Source organism: Vibrio sp. 1562, assembly GCF_033340155.1.
GTDB classification, from domain to species: Bacteria; Pseudomonadota; Gammaproteobacteria; order Enterobacterales; family Vibrionaceae; genus Vibrio; species Vibrio alginolyticus.
On the sequence record NZ_JAWOVY010000704.1, the window covers coordinates 1 to 535 of the forward strand.

Here is a 535-nt window from a genome sequence, read left to right on the forward strand (position 1 = left end):
TAGTGAACAAACCGTTGATTGAATACGGCGTTGAAGAGGCAATTCAAGCTGGTATGAACGGTATGTGTATTGTGACAGGCCGTGGCAAACACTCAATCATGGATCACTTTGATAAGAACTACGAGCTTGAGCACCAAATTAGCGGTACCAACAAAGAAGAGTTACTTGTCGATATTCGTGAGATCATTGAATCAGCGAACTTTACCTATATTCGCCAACGTGAAATGAAAGGTCTAGGTCACGCGATTCTAACGGGTCGTGAACTGGTTGGTGATGAACCTTTCGCTGTAGTACTTGCCGATGACTTGTGTGTGAACGAGGAAGAAGGCGTTCTTGCTCAAATGGTTGCGCTGTTTAAGCAATTCCGCTGTTCTATCGTGGCAGTACAAGAAGTACCTGCTGATGAGACGCACAAATACGGCGTGATTTCTGGTGAAATGATCAAAGATGACATCTACCGCGTAGATGACATGGTAGAAAAACCAGAACCAGGCACAGCGCCAAGCAATCTTGCGATCATTGGTCGTTACATCCT

General features: G+C 45.0%; 1 protein-coding gene. It reads left to right on the top strand.

The annotated features are described in order from the left end of the window. Window positions 1–535 (top strand): sugar phosphate nucleotidyltransferase (locus tag R7Z49_RS27200; RefSeq protein ID WP_318112779.1); only part of this gene is annotated, 535 nt, incomplete at both ends.